Annotated in this window: 18 protein-coding genes; 9 read left to right on the forward strand and 9 right to left on the reverse strand. The window is 52.2% G+C overall.

Annotation, left to right across the window (positions count from 1 at the left end; translation table 11 throughout):
- Positions 1-438 precede the first annotated feature (438 nt).
- From manX to ACIP6T_RS06620, 4 genes are all read left to right on the forward strand, one after another.
- Complete coding sequence (manX, locus tag ACIP6T_RS06605; protein WP_345829514.1) at positions 439-1,404, forward strand: PTS mannose transporter subunit IIAB; 966 nt, start codon at positions 439-441, stop codon at positions 1,402-1,404.
- A 58-nt stretch (positions 1,405-1,462) separates the two neighbouring features.
- Positions 1,463-2,263: a PTS mannose/fructose/sorbose transporter subunit IIC gene (locus ACIP6T_RS06610; RefSeq protein WP_097097132.1), complete on the forward strand. Its 801-nt coding sequence runs from the start codon at positions 1,463-1,465 to the stop codon at positions 2,261-2,263.
- A 14-nt stretch (positions 2,264-2,277) separates the two neighbouring features.
- Positions 2,278-3,123: a PTS mannose transporter subunit IID gene (locus ACIP6T_RS06615; RefSeq protein ID WP_097097131.1), complete on the forward strand. Its 846-nt coding sequence runs from the start codon at positions 2,278-2,280 to the stop codon at positions 3,121-3,123.
- A 92-nt stretch (positions 3,124-3,215) separates the two neighbouring features.
- Positions 3,216-3,674 (forward strand): DUF986 family protein, encoded by a 459-nt coding sequence (locus ACIP6T_RS06620; protein WP_345829512.1) that lies wholly within the window; start codon positions 3,216-3,218, stop codon positions 3,672-3,674.
- Here ACIP6T_RS06620 and rlmA read toward each other — a convergent pair.
- The 4 genes from rlmA to ACIP6T_RS06640 form a co-directional block, all read right to left on the reverse strand.
- Positions 3,671-4,477, reverse strand: a complete 807-nt coding sequence (gene rlmA, locus ACIP6T_RS06625) for a 23S rRNA (guanine(745)-N(1))-methyltransferase (RefSeq protein WP_400456043.1) — start codon at positions 4,475-4,477, stop codon at positions 3,671-3,673. The two genes, ACIP6T_RS06620 and rlmA, sit on opposite strands and share 4 nt — an antisense overlap.
- Positions 4,478-4,617: 140 nt before the next feature.
- Entirely contained in the window at positions 4,618-4,827 is a 210-nt protein-coding gene (cspE, locus tag ACIP6T_RS06630) for a transcription antiterminator/RNA stability regulator CspE (RefSeq protein ID WP_008110414.1), read from the reverse strand.
- Between the two features lie 84 nt (positions 4,828-4,911).
- Positions 4,912-4,986: a DUF2627 domain-containing protein gene (locus ACIP6T_RS06635; protein ID WP_110866451.1), complete on the reverse strand. Its 75-nt coding sequence runs from the start codon at positions 4,984-4,986 to the stop codon at positions 4,912-4,914.
- 696 nt (positions 4,987-5,682) lie between these two features.
- A complete protein-coding gene (locus tag ACIP6T_RS06640) occupies positions 5,683-5,958 on the reverse strand; it encodes a YebO family protein (RefSeq protein ID WP_097097128.1) in 276 nt (91 codons plus the stop codon).
- A gap of 223 nt (positions 5,959-6,181) precedes the next feature.
- Here ACIP6T_RS06640 and ACIP6T_RS06645 point away from each other — a divergent pair, with 223 nt between their 5' ends.
- The gene (locus tag ACIP6T_RS06645) at positions 6,182-6,418 is read left to right on the forward strand and encodes a YobH family protein (RefSeq protein WP_097097127.1); all 237 of its coding nucleotides are present in this window, start codon (positions 6,182-6,184) and stop codon (positions 6,416-6,418) included.
- Positions 6,419-6,454: 36 nt separating this feature from the next.
- Here ACIP6T_RS06645 and kdgR read toward each other — a convergent pair whose 3' ends face one another.
- Positions 6,455-7,246: a DNA-binding transcriptional regulator KdgR gene (kdgR, locus tag ACIP6T_RS06650; RefSeq protein WP_097097126.1), complete on the reverse strand. Its 792-nt coding sequence runs from the start codon at positions 7,244-7,246 to the stop codon at positions 6,455-6,457.
- A 193-nt stretch (positions 7,247-7,439) separates the two neighbouring features.
- On the opposite strand from kdgR, the gene ACIP6T_RS06655 reads away from it, so the two are divergent.
- Positions 7,440-8,822, forward strand: a complete 1,383-nt coding sequence (locus ACIP6T_RS06655) for an MFS transporter (protein ID WP_097097125.1) — start codon at positions 7,440-7,442, stop codon at positions 8,820-8,822.
- Positions 8,823-8,870: 48 nt separating this feature from the next.
- Here the strand turns inward: ACIP6T_RS06655 and htpX are convergent, their stop codons facing one another.
- From htpX to ACIP6T_RS06675, 4 genes are all read right to left on the reverse strand, one after another.
- A complete protein-coding gene (gene htpX, locus ACIP6T_RS06660) occupies positions 8,871-9,752 on the reverse strand; it encodes a protease HtpX (RefSeq protein ID WP_097097124.1) in 882 nt (293 codons plus the stop codon).
- A gap of 219 nt (positions 9,753-9,971) precedes the next feature.
- Positions 9,972-12,011 carry a carboxy terminal-processing peptidase gene (gene prc / locus ACIP6T_RS06665; RefSeq protein ID WP_345829506.1) on the reverse strand — a complete coding sequence of 680 codons (2,040 nt, stop codon included), beginning with the start codon at positions 12,009-12,011 and terminating at the stop codon, positions 9,972-9,974.
- 19 nt (positions 12,012-12,030) lie between these two features.
- Entirely contained in the window at positions 12,031-12,708 is a 678-nt protein-coding gene (gene proQ / locus ACIP6T_RS06670) for an RNA chaperone ProQ (RefSeq protein WP_400456046.1), read from the reverse strand.
- Between the two features lie 96 nt (positions 12,709-12,804).
- Positions 12,805-13,305 carry a GAF domain-containing protein gene (locus tag ACIP6T_RS06675; RefSeq protein WP_007889607.1) on the reverse strand — a complete coding sequence of 167 codons (501 nt, stop codon included), beginning with the start codon at positions 13,303-13,305 and terminating at the stop codon, positions 12,805-12,807.
- Between the two features lie 217 nt (positions 13,306-13,522).
- Here ACIP6T_RS06675 and yebS point away from each other — a divergent pair, with 217 nt between their 5' ends.
- The 3 genes from yebS (at position 13,523) to rsmF (ending at position 18,872) form a co-directional block, all read left to right on the forward strand.
- Positions 13,523-14,767, forward strand: a complete 1,245-nt coding sequence (yebS, locus tag ACIP6T_RS06680; RefSeq protein ID WP_400456048.1) for a membrane integrity lipid transport subunit YebS — start codon at positions 13,523-13,525, stop codon at positions 14,765-14,767.
- Positions 14,736-17,375: a PqiB family protein gene (locus ACIP6T_RS06685; RefSeq protein WP_097097119.1), complete on the forward strand. Its 2,640-nt coding sequence runs from the start codon at positions 14,736-14,738 to the stop codon at positions 17,373-17,375. The genes yebS and ACIP6T_RS06685 overlap by 32 nt, the downstream gene beginning before the upstream one ends.
- A 72-nt stretch (positions 17,376-17,447) precedes the next feature.
- Complete coding sequence (gene rsmF / locus ACIP6T_RS06690; RefSeq protein ID WP_400456050.1) at positions 17,448-18,872, forward strand: 16S rRNA (cytosine(1407)-C(5))-methyltransferase RsmF; 1,425 nt, start codon at positions 17,448-17,450, stop codon at positions 18,870-18,872.
- Positions 18,873-18,874 lie beyond the last annotated feature (2 nt).

The following is an 18,874-nucleotide window of genomic DNA, read 5'->3' on the forward strand; positions in this document are numbered from 1 at the left end:
AAGGCGGTGATAACGCTAAAGTGCGTAAAGGCGTGCGCGGTAACGCGCAGAGAAGATGTTGAGCGACGTCGGTGACGGTCCATAAAGGTGAGCTGAAGCCCGGTACTCCTGAGTAATAAACAGAGGAGTAATGTATCAGTTACATCAACGGCGTCAAAAAAATTTATTACATTTACAAATATCTACGCAAACGCCTGAATAACGCACAAAAGCGTACATTAGCGCCGTTACGCTCTGAATAGCTGACAAACATCACATAATTTATTTTTTCGATCACTAAAATAAATCGCGACCTTATCGCTGTGCAGCGGATAGTTTCGTTTTTTTTATTGATGCCTTTCTTCATCTTAGACCTAACGATCCACCTGAAACACTAACGGTAATTTTCAATGATTCCCGGCACTGCCCGAGAATCTCTCACGCGAACGGAGGTAGCAAGTGACCATTGCTATTGTAATTGGTACACATGGCTGGGCGGCAGAACAGTTGCTTAAAACAGCAGAAATGCTGTTGGGTGAGCAGGAAAATGTCGGATGGATTGATTTCGTTCCCGGCGAAAATGCAGAAACGCTAATCGAAAAGTATCAGGCACGACTAGCCGATCTCGACACGTCAAAGGGCGTGTTGTTCCTGGTCGATACTTGGGGTGGCAGTCCGTTTAACGCGGCCAGCCGTATTGTGGTAGACAAACCTGACTATGATGTCATCGCCGGCGTCAACATTCCGATGTTGGTGGAAACGCTGATGGGACGTGATGACAATCCATCGTTGCAGGAACTGATTCATATCGCAGTTGAGGCCGGTCGTGAAGGCGTTAAAGCGCTCAAAACCGAAACGCCTGCTCCAGCGGCTGCGGCACCGGTGGTGGCAAAAGCCCCTGCCCAGCCGCAAAAACCGATGGGTCCGGGCGATCATATGAAAATTGGCCTTGCGCGTATTGATGACCGCTTGATTCACGGGCAAGTGGCAACGCGCTGGACGAAAGAAACCAACGTCACGCGCATTATCGTCGTCAGTGATGAAGTGGCTAACGATCATGTGCGCAAGACCTTGCTGACTCAAGTTGCACCGCCGGGCGTTACCGCGCACGTAGTGGATGTCGACAAAATGGTCCGCGTTTGGAATAACCCAAAATATGGTCAGGACAAGGTGATGCTGTTGTTTACCAATCCAACGGATGTCTTAAGGATTGTTGAGCAAGGCGTGGATATCAAATCCGTCAATATCGGCGGCATGGCATTCCGTCAGGGCAAAACGCAGGTGAACAATGCGGTATCTGTCGATGAGAAAGATATCGCCGCGTTCCGCAAACTTAACGAGCGCGGTATCGAACTGGAAGTGCGTAAAGTTTCCAGCGATCAGCGACTGAAAATGATGGACCTGATCGCCAAGGTCAATCCGTAGTTCGCCCTTTGCCTGCGTATGCGGGCGAATTTTAGAGACCTTGCAGAGGAGAAATGCAATGGAGATAACCACGCTACAAATCATTTTGATATTTATTGTGGCCTGTATCGCCGGGATGGGATCGATTCTTGATGAGTTTCAATTCCACCGCCCGCTGGTGGCTTGTACCTTAATTGGTGCGGTTCTTGGCGATATGAAAACCGGTATCATCATCGGCGGTACGCTGGAGATGATCGCGCTGGGCTGGATGAACATCGGTGCTGCGGTTGCACCTGATGCTGCGCTGGCTTCCATCATCTCAACCATTCTGGTTATCGCGGGTGGGCAAAGCGTGGGTGCGGGTATCGCGCTGGCTATTCCACTGGCCGCGGCTGGCCAGGTTCTGACCATCATTGTGCGCACCATCACCGTCGCCTTCCAGCATGCCGCCGATAAGGCAGCGGAGAAAGGCAACCTGAGCGCAATCAGCTGGATTCACGTTTCCGCTCTGGTCTTGCAGGCAATGCGTATTGCGATTCCTGCGCTGATCGTGGCGATTTCTGTGGGTACCAGCATCGTTCAGGAGTTGCTGAACTCCATTCCTGAAGTTGTTACCAATGGCCTGAACATCGCCGGTGGTATGATCGTGGTAGTTGGTTACGCTATGGTCATTAACATGATGCGTGCGGGCTACCTGATGCCGTTCTTCTACCTTGGCTTCGTCACTGCAGCCTTCACCAACTTCAACCTGGTTGCGCTGGGCGTGATTGGCGTGGTGATGGCGGTGCTGTATATCCAGCTGGCACCGAAATATAACCGCGTTGCAGGTGCTGCAACGGCCGGTCCTGCAAACAATGACCTCGATAACGAACTCGACTAGGAACAGGTGAAATCATGGTTGATACAACTAACACTCCAAAGAAACTCACCCCTGGCGATGTCCGCGGTGTGTTCCTGCGCTCCAACCTGTTTCAGGGTTCGTGGAACTTTGAACGTATGCAGGCGCTGGGTTTTTGCTACTCAATGGTGCCGGTGATCCGTCGCCTTTACCCGGAAAACAACGACGATCGTAAACAGGCGATTAAACGTCACCTGGAGTTCTTCAACACCCATCCATACGTTGCTGCACCTGTGCTCGGCGTAACAATGGCGATGGAAGAGCAACGCGCTAACGGTGCGGCTATCGATGATGCCGCAATCAACGGTATCAAAGTTGGTTTAATGGGCCCGCTCGCGGGTGTTGGCGACCCGATCTTCTGGGGTACCGTTCGCCCGGTGTTTGCGGCGTTGGGCGCCGGTATCGCGATGAGCGGTAGCCTGTTAGGCCCGCTGCTGTTCTTCATCCTGTTCAACGTGGTGCGTATGTTGACCCGTTATTACGGTGTGGCTTACGGCTATCGGAAAGGTGTCGATATCGTCAGCGATATGGGCGGCGGTTTCCTGCAGAAACTGACGGAGGGCGCGTCGATTCTCGGCCTCTTTGTCATGGGGGCGCTGGTCAACAAGTGGACGCATGTGAATGTGCCGCTGGTGGTGTCACGCATCACCGACCAGACAGGGAAAACCACCGTTACGACGGTTCAGTCGATCCTCGATCAGCTGATGCCTGGCCTGATTCCGCTGCTGCTGACCTTTGGTTGTATGTGGCTGCTGCGTCGTAAAGTCAATGCGCTGTGGATTATCGTTGGCTTCTTCGCCATTGGTATCTTCGGCTATTGGATTGGCCTGCTCGGTCTGTAACAATCTGGCCGGGAGCTCGGCTCCCGGCTATTTTCGAACGGCATTACCTGAGCGCCCACGTTGAGGTAAATTCGGTTGAGGAAGAACACCTAATGTCACTGACTGACGCCCTAATCGCCCTGCTTATTGCAGGTTTCGCGCTGTATGCCATCTATGACGAAGCGATCCTACCGCGCCGTAATGGACCGACTAAACTGCGTGTCGCGCTGCGCCGCCGCCACAAGATAGATAGCGCTATTTTCATTGTGTTACTGCTGATTCTGTTATGGAACAACATCGATAATCATGGAACCCAGCTCACTACCAATTTGCTGATGGCGCTGTGTTTCATGTCGGTGTGGTTATTCTGGATTCGCAGTCCAAAACTGCTGATGAAGGAGAGTGGCCTGTTTTATGGTGTTGTATGGATTGATTATCGGCGCATCCAAAGCATGAATCTGTCTGAAGACGGCATTCTGGTGATGCAGCTGGAACAACGTCGCCTGCTGATTGCCGTAAAGCAGCTTGACGATCTGGAGCGGATTTACACTACGCTCGTGGAAGCGCGTTAATCGCGCCGCCACAGTGTGAGCGTGAAATCGGCATCACAGCTAAACTCGCTGGACGCTGCGAGGTTTTGCCAGACTTCTTCACGTGCGCGCCAGGCAAATGGCGTCATTTGTAATAAGCTAACAGCGTCAGCCCCACTTAATTTCATGTTGTAATGCAGGTTCTGCCGATCGGCCAACTTAAAACCTGCATACGCTTTCTCCTCAGCCGCATGAAGCTGCACTTCGCGATAGATAAGCGCTTTAAACTGCCGCAAATGGTGTGGCCCTGGCGTCACCGTCAATACGATGCCGCCCGGCTTAATGACGCGCGCCAACTCATCTTCGCTGCAGGGCGCATAAATACGCACGACCCCATCCAGCGCTGCATCCGCAAACGGTAAACGCTGGCTTGATGCCACACAAAATTTCACCTTGCGATAGCGCTTAGCCGCCATGCGTATCGCTGCCTTAGCCACATCAAGACCAAATAGTTTTGCCTGAGGCAGTGCTTCAGCCATCGCCGCCGTGTAATAACCTTCGCCACAGCCGATATCCAATACCTGCGATGAGTGCGACCCCAGCTGTTGCGCAAGGAGCCCTGCAACGCTCTGACGTAAAGGTTGATAGTGTCCGGCATCAAGAAACGTTCGACGCGCCTGCAGCATTTCAACACTGTCACCGGGTTCTCGCGAGCCCTTATATTGCACCGGCAGAAGATTGACGTACCCCTCTTTAGCCTGATCAAACTGATGTCCCGCATCGCAGCGGAAGCTGTTGGACTGCTGGAGAAGAGGCTGATGACAAAGTGGGCAAATCAACGACATAGATAACTCCGAGTTAGCGTTTCGCGGCGCAGTTTACCCTGGACAATTGGTAACAGAAAGAATAAAGAAAAAGCCCTGCTCAGAGAGCAGGGCTTTAAGATTCTTATCAGTGGTGCATGGCACCGAGCCTGAGATCGAAATCAGATTGGGGTAACGTTGACCGCAGCTGGACCTTTCTGGCCGTCCTGGATTTCGAACTCAACGCTTTGGCCTTCAGCCAGAGTTTTAAAACCATTGCCCTGGATTGCAGAGAAGTGTACGAACACATCTTTGCTACCGTCAGCAGGAGTAATAAAACCAAAACCTTTAGACTCGTTGAACCACTTAACCTGACCTTTAATCTTTGCCATTTCGCAAATTTCCTTTCGATGTTTATATTGCCCTAAGGGCAGACTTACAGATAAACCAGAGACATTACTGAATGAGGCACTAATTTAAGGTTCGGCAAGGAAGCGGTATTCAACGTCAACGTCTTTACTCGTAACTTCTTTACTGAAGATGCCATACATAAACAGAACTGTACCTCGTTTGACCCACGATTTGTTATCACATATTCGCAAATTAATGGCAAGCCATTTTTAAACGGTGATCGACGTGACGCACATAATTAGCTAATTCACCTGCTAACGCCTCTTTCTTCATCCTACTGTGTATTGACAGCGGAAGAATAAACTGGGCAAAAAAAGGTTATCACTCAGTATAGTTAGCGTTAATACCCCTATTAGTCAAGCGTAGCGGTGAAGCATTCAACGACACATTTTAAGCCATTAACAATACGGGAAAAATATTGCATTAATATGGCACGAATAAAATATTCCACCAAAAAGTTAGCCTGCCACGCAACAATTGTGCGCAGTACAAATCTTGTACAAATAGCTTTATTCGGTATAAGTTAGTAATTGTTCTGCACCAAAAGCAGGAGAAGCAAATAATATGCGCCCCATATAAAAGCATTCATAATGATGTGGCATTTATCTCATTTTTTTCTAAGCACTTAACAATTAAATGTTATAAAAAACAGCACAAGGCCTGATTTAACGAAAGTGCCTTAGGATTAATCTTAGATGATATTCACCCGGCCATCTTTCATGGCTATTCATAGTGGTACTTCTCATACAATGAACATCCGGTAGAAAAACTGCTGCGCACCATTATAGTGCGCAGCAGAGGCTTTATCACATCGCTAACAATGGTTTATGACATGCTTAGCGCTCAGGGATCATCCGAATAAAATCGCGTTGTTCATTCGCGTCTTCATCGACAACTGGTTTTGCTGTGGTGGGCTGTGCATCGACCAGACGACGCAGCAGTACATTCTGTTTCTTTTGCTCTTCTATTAGCGCTTCCAGCAGCTGAATTTGCTCACTTGCTCGCACGCTGGCCCGATTGACGAAGAACCAGGCGATAAAGGCCACAATAATGATCAGGGACAGGACGCCATAGGTTAACAGCGGACTGGTATTTGCGGCTAATTCATTCATAACTGCCTCTATAGTCAAAAATCAAATCTCTACTCCGCCGCTGATTCTACTCGCTGGCGGCAGAAAAGATAATGGGTAGCGGCTGAAAGCAGATTATCCCGCAGCGTTACGTCTTTCAGTTATCTCTGATCGATCCGTTGGCTAAAGCGAGGCATGCTACTACAGTAGGTTTGGCAGCAACGTCAGGACAGCTGCGTTATGTATCACAAGGAGAACAGAAAGCATGAAATTACTTATTCGCACGATTGGGTTAGTAGCGCTGATTTGGCTGGCCATGCTGCTTACGGGCTATGGTGTCCTCACCGGTAGCAATAAGAATGCGGCAGGATTAGGACTGCAGTGTAGCTACTTAACGGCGCGCGGCATGATCACGGCACAGTACCTGCACACAGATAGCGGAATCGTTGGCGTAACGGATTGTCCACTGCTGAAGAAAAGTGGCGAAGTCGTCGATAACTAATGATGAAACGGGCTGGCAACAGCCCGTTTTTAATCGTTAAAAAGGATAAGTGTGGTAGCCCATCTGTTCGGACAAATTTCGTGCTGCACGATGCAGCATCGCAACATATTCATTTTTCGCCTCTTCGGAGAAGCGGATAGTCGGAAATGAGATACTGAGCCCGGCGATCACCACGCCAAAACGGTCAAATACCGGTACTGCGATGCAGCGTAATCCCTCTTCCTGCTCTTCATTATCTTCGCCAAAACCTTGATCTTTGACCTGATCCAAAACGGCCAATAGCGCCTCGGCCGTGACAATGGTTTTCGCTGTGCTGCGACGAAACTCTACTTCGTTTAGAATTTCCTGCACTTCAGCGCGCTCACGCCAGGCAAGCAGCACTTTCCCAATTGCCGTGGTATGCAATGGATTACGGCGACCTATGCGGGAATACATTCGCAAATTATACAGCGAATCGATTTTGTGGATGTAGACGATGCTGTCTTCTTCCAGCGCACCAAGATGAATGGTTTCTTTCGTTAAGCGCGAGAGTTCGCGCATCTCAATATCTGCACTACGAATCAGATCAACGTTCTGTAGGGCTTTGGCACCGAGTTCAAACAGTTTGAGAGTCAGCGAATATTTCTCACTCTCCCCTTCCTGCGCCACGTAGCCGAGCGACTTCATGGTCTGCAGAAAGCGATAAACGGTGCTCTTCGACATCATAACGCGCTGGGATAATTCAGTAATACCGTGATCGCGCTCTTCCCCCAGCGCCTGTAAAATGCCAAACACCTTCATTACTGATGAAACGGAGTCCGGCTGTTTGTCATTTTCGCTACTCGCCATGGCGCGTATCCTTTTTTGAAAGTGTTTCAAAAAAAACGGAACAGAATCGTCAGTATATGCGTTTCCCATCGCTGGCGGCAACGACCCAGACTCAGTGACACATTCACACGTAATTTTATGTCAATGAATGCGGTGCTTTTCGCCAGCGAATTGATTAGCATGATGATATTCACCCCCTTCATTTATCTAACTTATGTCTTTAACCGTTTCTCAGGATGGTTTACCCGTTCCCCAGCGCTATGGCGCGATAATCACCATTGCGCTTGGCATCATGATGGCGGTACTTGATGGCGCCATCGCTAATGTAGCTTTGCCCACCATTGCACGCGAACTCAATGCTAGCCCAGCAGAATCGATCTGGATTGTTAACGCCTATCAAATCGCGATCGTTATCTCGCTGCTGTCGCTGTCGTTTCTCGGAGATATGCTCGGTTATCGGCGCATCTATCAGGTCGGGCTGGCCCTGTTCATCGCCACGTCGCTGTTTTGCGCCCTCTCCTCCTCGCTGAATATGCTGACGGTTGCTCGTGTGCTGCAAGGCTTTGGCGGTGCAGCGCTGATGAGCGTGAATACGGCACTGATTCGCATCATCTACCCGCAGCGCTTTCTTGGACGTGGGATGGCGATTAACTCGCTGATCGTTGCCGTATCCAGCGCAGCAGGACCCACCGTTGCAGCTGCCATTCTTTCAGTCGCCAGTTGGAAGTGGTTATTCCTGATTAATGTTCCTTTAGGGATTATCGCGCTGTGGCTAGCGTTGCGTTTCCTGCCTGATAACACTCAGAAAGCAAAACAACAAAAATTTGATGTGCCAAGTGCCATTATGAATGCACTGTTCTTTGGCCTGCTGATTTCCGCGCTCAGCGGCTTTTCTCAGGGACAGAACGGCTGGCTGATTGTGGCCGAACTGGTGGCGTTGGTGCTGGTGGGTGTGATATTTGTTCGTCGGCAACTGGCCATGCCCGTTCCGCTGCTACCTGTGGACTTACTGCGTATCCCCATTTTTTCACTATCGATTGGCACCTCAATTTGCTCGTTCTGCGCACAGATGCTGGCGATGGTGGCGCTGCCGTTTTTCCTGCAAAACGTGCTGGGGCGCAATGAAGTCGCAACGGGCCTGCTGTTAACGCCGTGGCCGCTGGCGACGATGGTAATGGCGCCGATTGCGGGTCGGCTGATTGAGAAATTCCATGCGGGATTATTAGGCGGATTGGGGTTAGCGATGTTCGCCGCTGGGCTTTTCCTGCTGGCGCTGCTGCCCACGCAGCCAACCGATGCGGATATTATCTGGCGTATGATGCTGTGCGGTGCCGGCTTTGGTTTGTTCCAGTCACCGAACAACCACACCATCATCTCAGCTGCACCGCGTAATCGTAGCGGTGGTGCCAGTGGAATGCTGGGCACCGCGCGTTTAGTGGGACAAAGTAGCGGCGCAGCGCTGGTGGCACTGATGTTTAATCTCTTCAACGATAGCGGTACTCATGCGTCGCTGGTGCTGGCTGGCAGCTTTGCCACCGTCGCTGCGGTAGTGAGTTTGGCACGTATGACGCAATCACGCGCGACCGTCGAATCATAGAAATAACAAGGGCGCCGTTCAGCGCCCTTGTTCTGCAATAAATCGCAATTACTTGAGGTATTCACCCGTACGCAACGCTTCGATACGCTTATCAAGCGGCGGATGTGACATGAATAGCTCACTCAACGATTTGTTTTTGCCGTTAATGCAAAACGCCATCATGCTACTTGGCTCCTGCGGCTCGTAGCTGGTTTTCAGACGCTGCAGCGCCGCAATCATCTTCTCACGCCCCACGAGCTTCGCAGAACCTGCATCAGCGTGGAATTCACGGTGACGTGAGAACCACATGGTAATCAGGCTGGCGAGGAAACCGAACAGCAGCTCTAGCACCATCGAGACGGCGAAATAAACCATTGGATTACCGTTCCCGCTCTCTTCACCATCGCGATTACCGGACAGGAAGCCCGAAGCGATTTGCGCAAGAATTCGGGAGATGAAGATAACAAAGGTGTTCACCACACCCTGAATTAGCGTCATGGTAATCATGTCACCGTTGGCGATATGGGCAATTTCATGCGCCAATACCGCTTCCGCTTCATCACGACTCATGTTTTGCAGCAGTCCGGTAGAAACGGCAACCAGCGAAGCATCGCGGCGCGCACCAGTAGCAAAAGCATTGATATCCGGCGCGTGATAAATTGCCACCTGCGGCATCGCAATGCCGGCCTGCTGAGCCTGGCGGCCAACGGTATTCATCAGCCAGCGTTCCGTCTCATTACGGGGTTGTTCAATGACTTCACCGCCAACGGATCGTAACGCCATCCATTTGGACATCAGCAGTGAAACAAACGCACCGCCAAAGCCAAACAGACCTGCCATAATCATCAGGCCCTGAACACTGCTTGACTGGATTCCTGTCAGACTTAATATCAGTCCGAATACCAACATCACCGCCAGGTTGGTGAGCAGGAAAAGAGCAATACGCATCATAAACGTTATTCTTCCTCAGTTGTTCACGCGCTCATGCGCGGATACCTATCCTATGGTCATTGCCACGCATTTCAAGCAACCTTAATCTTTAAGTGCCTAAAAAGACATAACTTTACATTAGATGGCAGCCTGCGCAATTCAGTGCGTGCCATCCAGTAGAAAATAATTCTCACGCAAAAAAAAGCACCGCCGGAGCGGTGCTGATTTCAAGCCAAAGGATTATTTCGCTGCTTCGGCTGCCGGCTGATTTTTTTCCAGCTGCGCCATATCGTTAGCGATTTTCACCGTTTCATCTAAATACGGATCGGGTTCTTTGTAGTCTTTCGGCAGATCTTCAATGCTCTTAAGCGGTGCTTTGCCTTCCGCCTGATAACGCGCGTTAATACGCTCCAGACGTAATGCATCATCTTCATGGTTCTCTTTCTCACGCTGGGCAAGATTGAGCGACACGATATTACGCTTGTCCTTCATGGCATCAAAGCGTGCAATATCTTTCATGATGTATTGGAATTCACGATCTTTCGCGATGCGGTCTGCATGCTCTTTGGTCAGCTGCGGTACCAGCGGCGCGATATCGCCGGTTTTGGTATAACTGGCCGCATTTACGCTGTCCCATGGAAGTGCATTGTCCTCAAACTTCTCACCCGTTTCTGCAGCCTCTACGCCGGTGGGCATCAGCAGATCAGGCGTAACGCCCTTGCGCTGTGTACTGCCACCGTTGATGCGATAGAACTTTTGAATGGTGTACTGCACGGAACCTAACGCTGGCCACTCTGGACGCAACATCTGATCGTAAATTCGGTTCAGTGAACGGTATTGCTGCACGGTACCTTTACCGAAAGTCGGTTCGCCGACAATCAGTGCTCGGCCATAATCCTGCATCGCCGCGGCAAAGATTTCAGATGCGGAGGCGCTGAAGCGGTCCACCAGTACGACCAGCGGACCTTTGTAATACACAATCCCGTCGTTATCGCTGTCCTGACGCACACGGCCATTGTTATCACGCACCTGCACCACCGGACCACTCGGAATAAACAGACCCGACAGGGAAACCGCTTCGGTCAACGCGCCGCCACCGTTAGTACGGAGATCAATCACGATGCTGTCGACGTTCTGCTTTTGCAGTTTCTGCAGCTGTACTTTTACGTCGTCAGTCAGACCAACGTAGAAGCCTGGAATATCCAGCACGCCGACTTTCTCTTTACCGACGTTATGCACGGTCCCTTTTACGGCACGGTCTTCCAGACGGATTTTCTCACGCGTCAGCGTGACCGTTCGGGTTTTGGTCCCTTTACCCGCAGGCAGGACTTCAAGGCGTACTTTGCTGCCTTTCGGCCCTTTAATTTTGGAAACCACATCGTCCAAACGCCAGCCGATAACATCTTCCATCGGTTTGCCCGGCTGACCAACGCCAACGATACGATCGCCAACGGTGATCGATTTACTCTTCGCAGCAGGTCCACCCGCCACCATCGAGTTGATTACGGTGTAATCGTCATCCATCTGCAGCACCGCACCAATCCCCTCCAGAGACAGGCTCATCTCAGTATTGAATTGCTCGGTATTGCGCGGTGAAAGATAGTTCGTGTGCGGATCGATTTCATGCGCAAACGCGGTCATCGCCAGCTGGAACACATCTTCACTATTGCTTTGCGCCAAACGACGGATGGCAAAGTTGTAACGCTTGGTCAGCGTTTCACGGATATCTTTTTCATCTTTACCGGCCAGTTTCAGGCTCAGTTCATCGTATTTTACTTTGGCATCCCACAGCGCGTTCAGCTCATCAACGCTTTTCGGCCAGGGCGATTTTGCTCGGTCAATGTCAATGGTGTCATTGCCGGTGAAATTCATGGGGCGATTCAGAACACTCAGCGCATATTGATAGCGCTCGAAGCGACGTTTCTGCGCCAGATTGTAGAGATCGTAAAACACATCCAGCTTACCGCTGCGGAACTCATCGCCCACGGTGGTTTTCTTATCAGCGTATTGCGCGATATCCGAGGCCAGCAGCACGTTGTGGCTGTAATCGAGCAGATTCAGGTAGCGATCAAAAATTTTCGCTGAAAAGTCCTGATTCAAATCGAATTGGCGATAGTGGGAACGGGTAAAGCGCGAGGTAACGCGTTCACTGACGGTTGGATGCTGCGGGTCTTCATGTAGCTGTGGAATCTGGTCGGCACGCGTAATGTTATCTGCGCCAAAGGTGGGGCCTGCCAATAGCAGGCCCGCGATCATACCGATCTTGAAAATATTGTTCATGCCAGGGTCAGCCTCCGTTTCAGAACTGCAAATGTTCTGCGCGCACAATCATTGCCATGCCGGAAGCGAGCTGAACCCGAACGCCATCTTTGGTGATTTCAAGAATGGTAGCGTCCATTGCACCTTTGCCTGCAGTCACCTTGATATTCTGGCCGGGTTGCAATGTTGAGGTATCAGTGACAGGTTTAGCACGTGGCTGCTGCGCAGGCTTACGTTCGGCAGTGGCCGCACGCGGCGCCTGAGGACGTGGCTGACGCGGCGCATCGCCTGCGGCAGCTTTACGCGGAGCAGGTTTACGCGGACGACGTTCAGCGGTCTCTTCACCGGCTTCACGCTTTTTCGCTTTATGCTGATCGCGCTGCGCCTGCACGCGAGCTTTGGCTTCTTCCAGTTGCTTGCGCGCATGTTCTACATGTTGCTCATCCAGCACGCCACAGGCGTTACCGTCGAGATCAACACGAATGGCACCGGCTTTGATGCCATAAAGATAACGCCAGCTAGAGGTATATAGACGTAAGGCAGAACGCAGTTGCGTCTTGCTCAGGCTCAGTTCGCCTTGAACACGCTCGACCAGATCTTGAAAAATGCCGATTTTGAGCGGACGCGCCTCGCCTTCGGCGCTAAAGCATTGCGGAAAACGCTCCGCCAAAAAGGCGATGACTTCTTTACTGCTATTCAACTTAGGTTGATTTTCCATGAAATTTCCTGATTACAACGGATTTGCCGACCAGAGCAGGCATGAACAGGCGACATTATAATGACAACATCGCCAAATGCTATGTGATCCAGTCGATTAGCTGTGCGTCAGCTGAATAAATTTTACGATGTCGCTGCCCGCCAGCACTTCACAAAGCCCGTCGGTAAGGGCCACCAGCCCCGCTTCATCCTCGCTATCGAAGCGAGAATAAACCGTACTATCAATGTCTAAAACACCTACGAGGGTGCCATTTACTTTCAGAGGAATCACGATTTCTGCATTGCTGGCTGCGTCACAGGCAATGTGTCCAGGAAATGCATGCACGTCTTCAACAAGCTGCACTTTATCTTCGGCCACCGCCGTACCGCACACGCCTTTGCCCACCGGAATACGCACACAGGCAATTTTGCCCTGAAAGGGTCCCAGTACCAGCGTATTCGGCTCAGTAAGCAAATAGAATCCTGCCCAATTCACGCCCTCGAGGCGTTCAAATAGCAGCGCACTGCAGTTGCCGAGCGCGGCCAAGAACGAGGTTTCACCCGCCAACAAGGCGCGGACATCGCGATTCAAATCCTCGTAAAAAGCTTTTTTGTTCATTGTTTAACCATAACTCATCACTGGGGTGACCTTACTGTCACTCAGTTGTTAAAATAAGCACTAATAATCCAGGCGCATCAGGTGAATCATTCTGTTAGTTACTATACCCTTAGCATTCGGTGGATAAGACTATTCTTGTACCACTGAATGTTGCAGGCAGATTTGCTCTGCTCAGCATGCCGGTAACCGTAACGAACGATGGGCACTTGCGTCACCTATGAAAATTCACGCTATCAGCCAGACGTTGCCCCACGCACGTTATCAGCGTTGTCCGCAATGCGATACCCTTTTTTCCTTACCGGATGTGAAATCGCATCAGACAGCCTACTGCCCCCGCTGTCATGCTCAAATCCAAAGTGGTCGTGATTGGTCAATGACGCGCCTCACCGCCATGGCGGTGGTGATGATCGTATTAATGCCTTTCGCCTTCAGCTTGCCGTTGGTGGATATCCGCCTGCTCGGCATGCGAATTAATGCCAGCCTGCTGGAAGGCGTGATTCAGATGGCGCAGCAGGGCAATACCCTCACCGCCTCAATGGTGGCGTTTTGTACCATTGGCGCGCCGGTCACGCTGGTAGCTGGCATTATTTATTTGTGGATCGGCAACGCCCTCGGCATGAATCTTCGCCCGGTGCTTTTGATGCTGGATAAGCTGAAAGAGTGGGTGATGCTGGATATCTATCTGGTCGGCGTGGCGGTGGCGTCGATAAAGGTGCAGGATTATGCCGCGCTGGAAGTCGGTTATGGTTTAGTAGCCTATATCGCACTGACGGTGCTGAGTCTGCTGACGCTGATTCATCTTAACGTTGAGCAGCTATGGGAACACTATTATCCCCAATCCATGCCGATCTCGCCGCCGGAAGAGTGGCAGGTATGCCTTAATTGCCATCAAACTGGCACACCCGATGAGCGAGGCCGCTGCACACGTTGTCACACGCCACTTGATTATCGCCGCCGCCACAGTCTGCAGAAATCCTGGGCCGCGTTGATTGCCTCGATTGTGCTGCTGATCCCCGCCAACCTGTTACCGATCTCAGTGGTTTACGTTAACGGGGCGCGTCGCGAAGATACCATCTTCTCCGGTATTCTTGGTTTGGCATCCGGGAATGTGCCCGTTGCTGCAGTGGTGTTTATCGCCAGTATTCTGGTGCCGTTTACCAAAGTGTTAGTGATGTTGACCTTGCTACTCAGCATCCATTTCAAATGCGAACAGGGCATAAAAACCCGCATTCGTCTGCTGCGCGCCGTAACCTGGGTGGGCCGCTGGTCGATGCTGGATCTGTTTGTCATTGCGTTAACCATGTCGCTGGTCAATCGCGATCAGCTTCTGGCTTTTACCATGGGACCGGCCGCCTTCTATTTTGGCTCCGCCGTGATCCTGACCATTATGGCTGTAGAGTGGCTTGATAGCCGCCTGATCTGGGATGCACATGCAACAGGAAACGCCGACTACACCGACTAGCGCCAATCTGCGCAATAAGCGCAAGATTTCGCCGTTCTGGTTATTGCCTATTATCGCCCTGCTGATTGCTGGCTGGCTGCTATGGACCAATTATCAGGAGCGCGGTACGACGATCACCATAAACTTCCAGACCGCCGATGGGATTGTGCCGGGTCGTACGCCGATCCGTTATCAAGGTGTGGAAGTGGGCACGGTGCAAGGCATCGTGCTGAGCGATGATTATCGCAGCATCCAGATTAAGGCCAGTATCAAAAGCGATATGCGTGATGCGCTGCGTGAAGACACCCAGTTCTGGCTCGTCACGCCAAAGGCATCGCTGGCAGGCGTGTCCGGGCTTGATGCTCTGGTCGGCGGTAACTACATCGGTATGATGCCGGGCAAAGGTAAAGAGAGCGATCACTTCACTGCGCTTGATACCCAACCGAAATATCGCGTCAATACCGGTGAACTCCTGATCCACTTGCGCGCGCCGGATCTGGGTTCGCTCAACACCGGTTCTTTGGTCTATTACCGCAAAATTCCGGTAGGCCGTGTTTATGATTACAGCCTGAATAACAGCACCGATGGGGTAACTATCGATGTGCTGATTGAGCGTCGCTTTATCAATCTGGTGAAGAAGCAGAGCCGCTTCTGGAATGTCTCGGGCGTAGATGCGGACGTCAGCCTGAGCGGTGCCAAAGTGAAGCTGGAGAGTTTAGCCGCGTTAGTCAATGGCGCGATTGCCTTCGATTCGCCGAATGACGGCCAGCAGGCCAAGGTTGATGAAACCTATCAACTCTATCCCGATCTGGCTCGAAGCCAGCGAGGCGTGCAGGTCCAGCTGGATCTGCCGAGCGGCAACAACCTTAAAGCAGACAGTACGCCGCTGATGTATCAGGGATTGGAAGTCGGCACCTTAACCAAACTTAATCTGCTGGATGGCGGCAAAGTCACGGGCGAACTGACGGTGGATCCTTCGGTAACCGGCCTGATGCGCAGCGGGACGCGTATCGAGATGCGCACCCCTAAAATCAGCCTGACTGACACTAATTTGAGTAGTCTGTTGACGGGCAACACCTTTGAACTGGTCCCCGGCGAAGGTGAGCCACAGGATCATTTCACCGTGCTGCCCGCCAGCGAAACCCTGCTGCAGAAACCGGATGTGCTCACGGTTAAACTGAGTGCACCGGAAACCTATGGTATTGATGCTGGTCAGCCAGTCATGCTGTACGGCATGAAGATTGGCCAGGTCATCTCACGCTCTCTGGACGAAGACGGCATCAGTTTTGTGGCGGCTATCAATCCGGAACACCGTCAGCTGGTCCACGCTGACAGTAAATTTGTGGTGAATAGCCGCCTCGACGTGAAGTTTGGCCTCGATGGGATGCAGGTGCTGGGCGCGAGCGCGCGCGAATGGGTCGATGGCGGAATTCGCCTGATCCCGGGCGCGAAAGGTAACCCATCAAACCGTTACCCTTTATATGCCGACGCAGAACGTGCGGAAGAAGGCATTGTCGGAGAGCAGCCACCGACTACGCTGAAACTCACTGCTAACAGTTTGCCGGACGTGCAGGCGGGATCGGTGCTGCTTTATCGTAAATTCCAGGTCGGTGAAGTGGTTGATGTCGTACCGCGCACAGATGCCTTTGAAATCTCAATTCACATCCAACCGCAGTATCGTAAGTTACTGACCAGTGAGAGCGTGTTCTGGGCCGAAGGCGGTGCAAAAGTCCAACTCAACGGTAGCGGCTTAACCGTGCAGGCTTCGCCGCTCAACCGGGCGCTGAAAGGGGCCATCAGCTTCGATAATCTCACCGGCGCGCAGGCAGCGAAAGGCGTGAAACGCGTGCTTTATCCATCAGAAACCGCGGCGCGTGCCGTCGGCAGCCAGATCACCTTACATACTTTTGATGCCAGCAAACTGGCGGCCGGGATGCCGATTCGTTATCTCGGCATTAACATCGGTCAGGTTGAATCGCTGGCGCTGAGTGCGGATAACAATCAGGTGGTGGCAAAAGCGGTACTTTATCCGGAGTACGTGCAGGATTTCGCGCGTATCGGCAGCCGTTTCTCGGTGGTGTCACCTGAGATTTCTCCGGCGGGTGTTAATCATCTGGAAACGCTGCTGCAGCCTTACGTTAACGTCGACCCGGGCAAAGGTGCACCCGCACGTACGTTTGAACTGCAGGAAAGCACCATCACCGATTCACGCTACCTCAACGGCCTGACCATTTACGTTGATGCCGCCGAAGCCGGCTCGCTATCGGTAGGTACACCTGTGCTGTTCCGTGGCGTCGAGGTTGGCACCGTTACCGGTACCTCGCTGGGTAACATGGCGGATCGTGTGCAAATCGCCCTGCGCATCAGCAAGAAATACCAACATCTGGTGCGTAACAACTCGGTGTTCTGGCTGGCGTCCGGTTATAACTTTGATTTCGGCCTGATTGGCGGCGTACTGAAAACCGGTACTTTCCAGCAGTTCATTCGTGGCGGCGTGCAGTTTGCGACGCCGCCAACGGTGCCGTTAGCACCACAGGCCGGCGCCAACAAGCACTTCCTGCTGCAGGATGAAGCGCCAAAAGAGTGGCGCAATTGGGGCACGGCAATTCCGGATCCTAATCAACCTTAAGCAAATCGGGCAGCCTGGCTGCCCGATTCTTTTTCGCGTGTTACACTTCGCGCTCATTTTGTTTCCCGGTAGATGCTCGTGTCCGATCGCTTTCCTGAAGATTTCCTCACGCTTATGCGTGTAAGCCTTGCTGACGAAGCCGAACTGCAACGTTTTCTCGCCATCAGCCAGCAACCGCTGCGCCGCAGCTTACGTGTTAATACCTTAAAAATTAGCGTCGCCGATTTTCTGGCACGCACTGCCGATTATGGCTGGCGCTTATCGCCCATTCCATGGTGTGCCGAAGGCTTCTGGATTGAGCGTGACGATGAATCGCTGCCGCTGGGTAGCGTCGCGGAACACCTCAGCGGACTTTTCTACATTCAGGAAGCCAGTTCGATGCTGCCGGTCACCGCGCTGTTTGATGCCGCGCCGGACGCGCGTCAGGTGATGGATGTGGCTGCGGCGCCAGGATCCAAAACCACGCAGATGGCCGCGCTGATGCGCAATGAGGGTGCCATTCTGGCTAATGAATATTCCGCCAGTCGCGTTAAGGTATTGCACGCCAACATTAGCCGCTGCGGCGTGAGCAACGTGGCGCTTACCCATTTCGATGGGCGCGTATTTGGTGCGGCGCTACCGGAACGCTTCGATGCCATTCTGCTGGATGCGCCCTGCTCCGGCGAAGGCGTGGTGCGCAAAGATGCTGACGCCTTGCGCAACTGGTCGCTGGCCAGTACCGAAGCGATCGCTGATACCCAGCGCGATCTCATCGATAGCGCTTTCCACGCGTTGCAGCCTGGCGGTACGCTGATCTACTCCACCTGCACGCTGAATCAGATCGAAAACCAACAGGTCATTCACTGGTTGCAACAGCGTTATCCCGACGCAGTAGAAATCGTACCACTTAATGGTCTGTTTGCCGGCGCGGAACAGGCATCGACACCGGAAGGATTCCTGCACGTTTTCCCGCAGATCTTCGATAGCGAAGGTTTCTTTGTTGCGCGCCTGCGTAAAACCGCCCGCCTTCCCGCGTTGCCTGCCCCCACTTATAAGGTTGGCAAACTGCCTTTCTCGCCCTGTAGCCGTAAGCTAAGCGCGGAAGTGCAACAGGCTGCAGCAAAAGTGGGCTTGCATTGGGATGAGAACCACACGTTGTGGCAACGTGACAAAGAGCTGTGGCTGTTCCCCTCGGCTCTGGAAAGCTGGCTGGGTAAAGTACGCTTCTCGCGCATCGGCCTCAAGCTGGCGGAGACCTTCCCGAAAGGTTATCGGTGGCAACATGAAGCTGTCGTCGCGTTATCACAGCCAGGTAGTGAACTGGAATTTGCACTCACAGATGCAGAAGCGGAGGCCTGGTATCGCGGTCAGGATATCCATCCCGATACGTTGCCAAATCGCGATGAGGTGATCGTCACCTATCAGCAGCAACCGTTGGGATTGGCGAAAAAGGTCGGCAATCGGATTAAAAATAGCTATCCGCGTGAGCTGGTGCGCGACGGGCGTCTTTTCCGCTAAGC

This window comes from Pantoea sp. NPDC088449, assembly GCF_044753225.1.
Classification (GTDB): Bacteria; Pseudomonadota; Gammaproteobacteria; order Enterobacterales; family Enterobacteriaceae; genus Pantoea; species Pantoea floridensis.